The organism is Chamaesiphon sp. GL140_3_metabinner_50, assembly GCF_025361915.1.
Taxonomy (GTDB): domain Bacteria; phylum Cyanobacteriota; class Cyanobacteriia; order Cyanobacteriales; family Chamaesiphonaceae; genus Chamaesiphon.
Genome location: NZ_JANYJC010000026.1, coordinates 1 through 6543, shown reverse-complemented (window position 1 = coordinate 6543; position 6543 = coordinate 1). Strand labels below are relative to the sequence as shown.

Here is a 6543-nt window from a genome sequence, read left to right as displayed (position 1 = left end):
CCAAAGTTTATTGCAACGGTGAAGTTGTAATGACTGTTGGTTCTACCCAACCAGAACTCCGCGTCGATGTGTGGTCTGGAAATCATCCTTTTTATACCGGAACGCAGAAGATTATCGATACCGAAGGTCGGGTCGATCGGTTCCTGAAAAAATATGGGATGATCGATACTACCGCACCCGCTCCTGAAGCTACTGAAGAAAAAAAATAGCTTAAATAATTTAAATAACCTAGAGGTGCGATCTCTTTCGATTTCGCGTCTCTAGGTTTTTCAATATTTAATTTCCATTCCTGTCAGAGGGGATTTAAGCCAAAATCTGGGTATGGTAAAGACAAATACCACTTAATAAGAACGCAGTCAGATGAGTACGAAAACCGCAGAGTTAGCACAACTAATCGAGAATATGACACCGAACTCCACGGTGCTAGATCTGCGCGGCTACGGACTTGAAGCTCTACCAGAAAATATTGGCGATCTTACCTATTTAACCAAGCTAAATCTTAACGGTAATCGCCTCACCAGCTTGCCAAAGAGCATCGGCAATCTAACTAATTTAACCGAACTTTATCTAAACGGTCACAAACTAACAAACTTACCCGAAAGCATTGGCAATCTTACTAATTTAACTAGGTTAGATTTGAATGGCGATCGTCTCAATAGCTTGCCAGAGAGCATTGGCAATCTGACTAATTTGACGGCACTATATCTAAACGGTCATAAACTAAAAACCTTACCAGAAAGCATCGGCAATCTGACTCATTTGACAAAGTTAGCTTTGAATGGTGGTTTTCTACATTTCCTACCAGATAGCTTCGCCAATCTTATCAACTTAACAAAATTAAAACTTGGAAATAATCAGTTCGATCGCATACCAGATGTCCTTTTTTGTCTACCAAAGCTCAAAAAAATATATTTACGCGATAATCCTTTTAATGATATATCTAATCTAAAACACATTCCTAAATTAAGTATTTTTCATTGCAGCTTACAATCAGAATTTAAGATATATAGAAAACCAGATATCACTCGAATTGGTGCTGGAAATCAATATTTAGACTTTATCTTATCAGACTTAGATAGTTTCACAAATATAATTATAAGCAGATATGGTTCGCGTTGTATCTACGCAGATGAGGATGCGGCTCACTTATTCGTGCAAGAAACAATAGATGGCTTTTTATCGTATTTAAGTAAATTGCCGAAATTAGAAGATTTTTCCTGGGATGCAGGTATCTATCCACCATCCGTAAACCCAATTATAGATCCAAACGATAGATGGAATTTAAGATCTGGTGAATTAAGAATATCCTTTTCGTCTTATTTTTGTGATTTATATATATCTGCTCGACAACTACAATACTTGCCAGATAGTTTATGTGGCTTAAAAAGCTTAAAATCTATACGGTTAGACTTAAAATCTCTGACAGATTTATCTATTTTAAATCAATTACCAAACTTAAATAAGGTTAACTTCCTTATGGCAGATCTACCGCGTCGCTACTGGACTAAACTGAGTGAATGGAAGCCAGAATGGTTGTTAGATGAAAATAATACTGAAATTAGACGAAGGATAATCGAGCTGGTTGGTTATAAGAGAATCTGCGAAGTCCTCAATGCAATAAAAATTGATGCTTGGCGAGAATATGTGTTGTTGAAAATAAACGATTTTCAGCCATTTTTCAAACGACTAACATGGCCTCAGAAACCTATCGGTAAAGAACCAATCGCATTGCTGAAGATGAGTTGTCCGTCAACCGGACACGTTTATATACTGAGGGTACCGCCAGATATGACTAGTGCGGAAGAGGCTATTGTCTGGGTAAATCATGGTATTCATCCCGATCGATTTACCATTCAAACGTGATATTTATTCTAACTCTAAGATTATTAATTATTCTATCGTTAACTCACATGCGATTATTTATTCTTTATCACTTTTATCACTTCTAGCGACTCAACTATCAACGCTAACTGCTGATGTTGGGTTTCGCAAAACTCAACCCAACCTACATCTGCTGGGATGAAACTCACTATCCACTATTCACTATCCACTATCAACTAAGACAATGGCAGAATCATATTTACTCGATAAACTTAAATCCGTCGAACAAACATTTCACGAACTGACTCGCAAACTTGGCGATCCAGATATTGCTAGAGATGCCAGCGAAATGCAACGGATTGGTAAAGCTCGTGCGGCACTCGAAGAAGTTGTTGAAACCTTCGACAAATGGAAACAAACTCAGGAAGATTTAATTGGAGCCAGACAAATTGTTAAAGAATCGGGTAACGATCTCGAATTGCAAGCAATGGCGACATTAGAAGCTGGCGAACTCGAAGCCAAAATTACCGAACTCGAACAAAAACTCAAAGTTTTACTATTACCTAAAGATCCCAACGATGAGCGAAATATCATGTTGGAAATTCGGGCGGGTACTGGTGGCGACGAGGCGGGAATTTGGGCGGGTGACTTGGTGCGGATGTATTCGCGCTATGCCGAAACCCAGCATTGGAAAGTCTTTTTAGTGAGCGAATCTCTCGCAGAAATGGGGGGCTTTAAAGAAGCAGTACTGGAAATTAAAGGCGATCGCGTGTATAGTCAACTCAAGTTTGAGGCTGGCGTACATCGGGTACAACGGGTACCGCTTACCGAATCTGGCGGACGGGTACATACGTCTACTGCAACTGTGGCAATTATGCCTGAAGTCGATGAAGTGGAGATCTATATCGATCCTAAGGATATCGAAATGAGTACCGCTCGATCGGGTGGTGCTGGCGGACAAAACGTGAACAAGGTAGAAACGGCGGCAGATTTATTCCACAAACCGACGGGAATTCGGATCTTCTGTACCGAAGAACGTTCTCAGCGTAAGAATAAAGAGCGCGCCATGCAAATTCTACGGGCGAAACTATACGATATCAAACTGCGCGAACAACAAGAAGAAGTAACTTCCATGCGTCGTTCGCAAGTCGGTACCGGATCGCGATCGGAAAAAATTCGCACCTATAACTATAAAGACAACCGCGCTACCGATCATCGGTTGGGGCATAATTTCGGTCTGGAGAAGGTGCTAGCTGGCGATCTAGAGGACGTAATTCAAAGTTGTATATCCCTAGACCAACAGGAGCGTTTAGCCGAGCTAGCGGCTTCTACAGGGGGTTAATTTAAGTGAATTCAGGCTAAGGATATTTGCTCCGCTTTAGCACCGCCCTGAACTATTAGCCCCGCTTGGTGCGCTGTCTTGTCGGTTTTTTATTCTGGGGGAACCCCAGAATAAAACCGCCGCTAAACCGTCGGGGAACAAAGGCGTGCGCGCATCCGCAAATTCATTTGAGGGCGGTTCCTGAATGAAGCTAGCAATCTTGGAATGGTATTACTCAACTTAGAATAAATCGACTTAGATATTATTTTGAATTAGCAACTGTCTAAGCATGGCTCTCATCACTATATCCTGCTGATGTCAAAAATGCTACCGTATAAAACGAATTGCCATTAAATTCAAATTCATCGACAATTTCTAGATCTAGTTTGCGTGTATGTGCCGTAAAAGAACGTTCATTTAACTTATTGATAAAAGTCACCCCGACAGGGAATCTCGATTCAAAGCTCGATCGCATCAATGCGAATAAATTTGGGAAAACCGTACTGCCCCGCCAATCGCGATCGATACAAATCGGCCCATACTGAAAGCTGCGATCGACAGTAATTTCTTTGTTCATAAATCCTAATTCAGGCAGTCGAGAAATCATCAATCTAAAAATTTCCCACCGTGAGAAAAAATGCCAATCACCAGCTAATAAATAGCCGATAATTTTACGCTCGTGTACTGCTACAAATACGCCACTGAGATCGAGTAGTTGGCGCAATAAATCGGCTGTAAATGGCGTAGTCACAAAGCCGTCAGCTAAATCTGTTGCCGATAAATTGGCATACAGATTACGAGACTGAAGATTGAGAATACCATCGATGTCCGACTCGATCGCGATTCTAATTATTGGAGACATCAATTGAATTGTAATGACGTTAAATATCTTCCCAAGTTTTGTACGCAGGTTAACAGCCCTCATCCCCAACCCTTCTCCCTGAGGGAGAAGGGAGCCGGATTCAAAGTCTCTCTCCCTCAGGGAGAGGGATTTAGAGGCTCGCATAATCCGGGAGGTTTCCTCCCGGATTATGCGAGACAAGACAGGGTGAGGGCTATCCCCTACTTCTGACTTACTTGTCGATCGTTGATGTATTTGTAAGTCAACTTAGACACTTCCTGGACGAAATCGCGCGCACGTAAATCGTTAAACGAACGTTTGACAAAAATCCCGGCTAAATAGAGTTTGCCATTGGGCATTTCAATAATTCCCGCATCCCCAATCAAGCGTCCTAACGTGCCCGTTTTATGCGCGATTGCTGCACCTTTACCCAACCCAGCGGGGAGTAATTTTCGATTCTCAGTTTGATTGAGAATATCCAACACTTTGCTCCGGCTGGTTTCGGTAATTAATTGGTGCTTGGCAAGTAACGCCGACAATCTGACCAAATCTGCGGGACTGGTCGTATTTTTACCTTGAAAATCGCCTAACAGACGGTTGATGACTGTTTTTCGCAATCCCCAACTTTTGAATTTACTATTGAGAGCTTGTCGTCCGCCTAGCTTATCAATAATCATATTCGTGCCAGTATTATCGCTAATGGCGATCATCATTGTGGCTGTTTTCAACACGCTCAATTTTGCACCCGGACTATTTTGGAGTTCGCCCGAACCGCCTGTAATTAAATCTCGTCTGACTGTCAGGGTATCATCGAGGCGAACTTTGCCAGTATCAACGGCTTGAAACAATGCCATCAAAATTGGTAACTTGATCGTACTGGCTGCCGGGAAACTTTTTTCACCATTGATATCTAAATAGTTGCCCGTATCCACCTCCATGAAAAACATTCCTGGCGAGAGGTAATCGTATTTCGCAACTAAGCTGTTAATTTGGCTCTTGAGGTCGGTCATTTCCTGACCGATGGGTACGACACCAGCAAAGACAATCGGACTGACTGGGACGGGCTGAATGCGTCCTGTGCTGGCGGTAGCTACACCTCGATCGATCGATCGCAATTTAATCGACCACCGGGAAGGTAAATCGCTGCGAATGATAATATTTTGCGGACTGACACCATAGCCGGGTGCTAGTTCCATCACCAAGCGCGTATTATTGCCGTCTGACTGGGCGATTCGCACTTCTCGCACCGCCGCGCCGAATTGCTTGCGGATCGTCGCTTCGGTCATTTTGGTACCGGGTAAATCGACAACTAGGCGGTAAGGGCCATCGAGTAAGGTGGCTTTGGGTTGCACTCCGGTATCGGTACCAAAGTTCAATTGATTGCGACTGGCATCAAATTCCCAGCCAGTAAATTTGCTTGCTTGTGCTGGTGCGGCGAATACTAAACACGCGCTGCTAATCAGTCCAGTCAGGAGCCAACTTAATTTCATAAAATGAGGAGTGTGATGTAAAGGTAGAGCGATGATGCAAAGAGCCTAAGTTACTAGTTATGGGTTTTGAGTGGGATGGGTATTAGGTGTTAGGTTTTAGGTTTTAGCTTCCATCCCATCGCTAATACCCAATACCTAATACCCAAATTACAACTAGCAACTTGCGTCAATAGCCGATTGAGTGGTAATTTTGGTTTTTAAAAATCGGTAGATAGAGATACACCAGATGTCCGTAGCCGATCGAAATCGGTACGGCTTGAGTTTTCACTTGAGATGATGATTAACATTATTCGGTTCCCGCCGTCAATTCGACTGGCTGGCTCGTCGCCTTAATCCGATCGATTTTAAATAGACAGATCGCATACGGAGACTAATATTTGAGGTCGTTGACTAAATTTCTGTATCGATCGATATAGTCAATCGATCGAGATTGTAGTTATATTAAGAAATATTACGGGCTTTAGGACTAAAACCCGATTTGTGTATTCACTTCCATGAGGACAAAGCCAATGACTACAGGCTTACAAAACTTTCCAGCCACTAGCACCCCCGAAGAATTACTCGTTGCCAATTTTTTTAAAGTTTCGGCGGGTAACTGGTTATCAGAGCGACGCTACTATACTCTCCCCGATGGAGATACCCAAGAGGTAGTCAGCGAGATTGCGATCGAATTTTTAGCAGCAGGCTGTCTGGAATTACAAGAATTAGCGCGGATGCACGGTTTAGACGATTTGGCTCTAACCTGTGGGAGTAAAATTGAGTGGGATAGTAAGGACTCCGTGACGGGAAAAAAAGCTTCTAAAGGAAGTACGTTATTTGGAGCGTTGGGAAATATTCTATATCGCGATCGCGGTTTTGCAACTCCCAAACCAATTACAGCTATTTACCATTTTCCCCATCCCGATACGCTGTGTCTAAAAACCGAATATCAAGGTTCGGTATTTGAGGAGGAAGTTAAGTTGGTGGGTGATAAGTACCGCACTCGCCAAACTATTATCTCTCGCGCTGGCGAACAAGTGACAATCGGGCAATATTTAGAGAAACGAATTAGGGTCTAAACTCACCTCCTA

Annotated in this window: 6 protein-coding genes; 4 read left to right on the top strand and 2 right to left on the bottom strand. The window is 42.7% G+C overall.

Going from position 1 to position 6543, the window contains the following annotated elements; genetic code table 11:
* From rpmE to prfA, 3 genes are all read left to right on the top strand, one after another.
* Positions 1 to 209: 50S ribosomal protein L31 (rpmE, locus tag Q0R35_RS01185; RefSeq protein ID WP_295613638.1), on the top strand; the 209-nt coding region annotated here is incomplete at its 5' end.
* A 151-nt stretch (positions 210 to 360) separates the two neighbouring features.
* On the top strand, positions 361 to 1863 hold the full coding sequence (locus Q0R35_RS01180; protein ID WP_295613636.1) for a leucine-rich repeat domain-containing protein: 1503 nt from the start codon (positions 361 to 363) through the stop codon (positions 1861 to 1863).
* Between the two features lie 202 nt (positions 1864 to 2065).
* Entirely contained in the window at positions 2066 to 3163 is a 1098-nt protein-coding gene (prfA, locus tag Q0R35_RS01175) for a peptide chain release factor 1 (protein WP_295613634.1), read from the top strand.
* 262 nt (positions 3164 to 3425) lie between these two features.
* Here prfA and Q0R35_RS01170 read toward each other — a convergent pair whose 3' ends face one another.
* Positions 3426 to 4004, bottom strand: a complete 579-nt coding sequence (locus Q0R35_RS01170) for a GNAT family acetyltransferase (protein ID WP_295613632.1) — start codon at positions 4002 to 4004, stop codon at positions 3426 to 3428.
* A gap of 200 nt (positions 4005 to 4204) precedes the next feature.
* Positions 4205 to 5473, bottom strand: a complete 1269-nt coding sequence (locus Q0R35_RS01165; protein ID WP_295613630.1) for a serine hydrolase — start codon at positions 5471 to 5473, stop codon at positions 4205 to 4207.
* A gap of 509 nt (positions 5474 to 5982) precedes the next feature.
* Between Q0R35_RS01165 and Q0R35_RS01160 the strand changes: the two genes are divergently transcribed.
* Positions 5983 to 6531 carry a phycobiliprotein lyase gene (locus tag Q0R35_RS01160; protein WP_295613628.1) on the top strand — a complete coding sequence of 183 codons (549 nt, stop codon included), beginning with the start codon at positions 5983 to 5985 and terminating at the stop codon, positions 6529 to 6531.
* Positions 6532 to 6543 lie beyond the last annotated feature (12 nt).

Coding starts and splice junctions, on each gene's coding strand:
- Q0R35_RS01180 (WP_295613636.1), top strand. CDS start 361: ATGAGTACGAAAACCGCAGAGTTAGCACAACTAATCGAGAATATGACA.
- Q0R35_RS01160 (WP_295613628.1), top strand. CDS start 5,983: ATGACTACAGGCTTACAAAACTTTCCAGCCACTAGCACCCCCGAAGAA.
- prfA (WP_295613634.1), top strand. CDS start 2,066: ATGGCAGAATCATATTTACTCGATAAACTTAAATCCGTCGAACAAACA.
- Q0R35_RS01170 (WP_295613632.1), bottom strand. CDS start 4,004: ATGTCTCCAATAATTAGAATCGCGATCGAGTCGGACATCGATGGTATT.
- Q0R35_RS01165 (WP_295613630.1), bottom strand. CDS start 5,473: ATGAAATTAAGTTGGCTCCTGACTGGACTGATTAGCAGCGCGTGTTTA.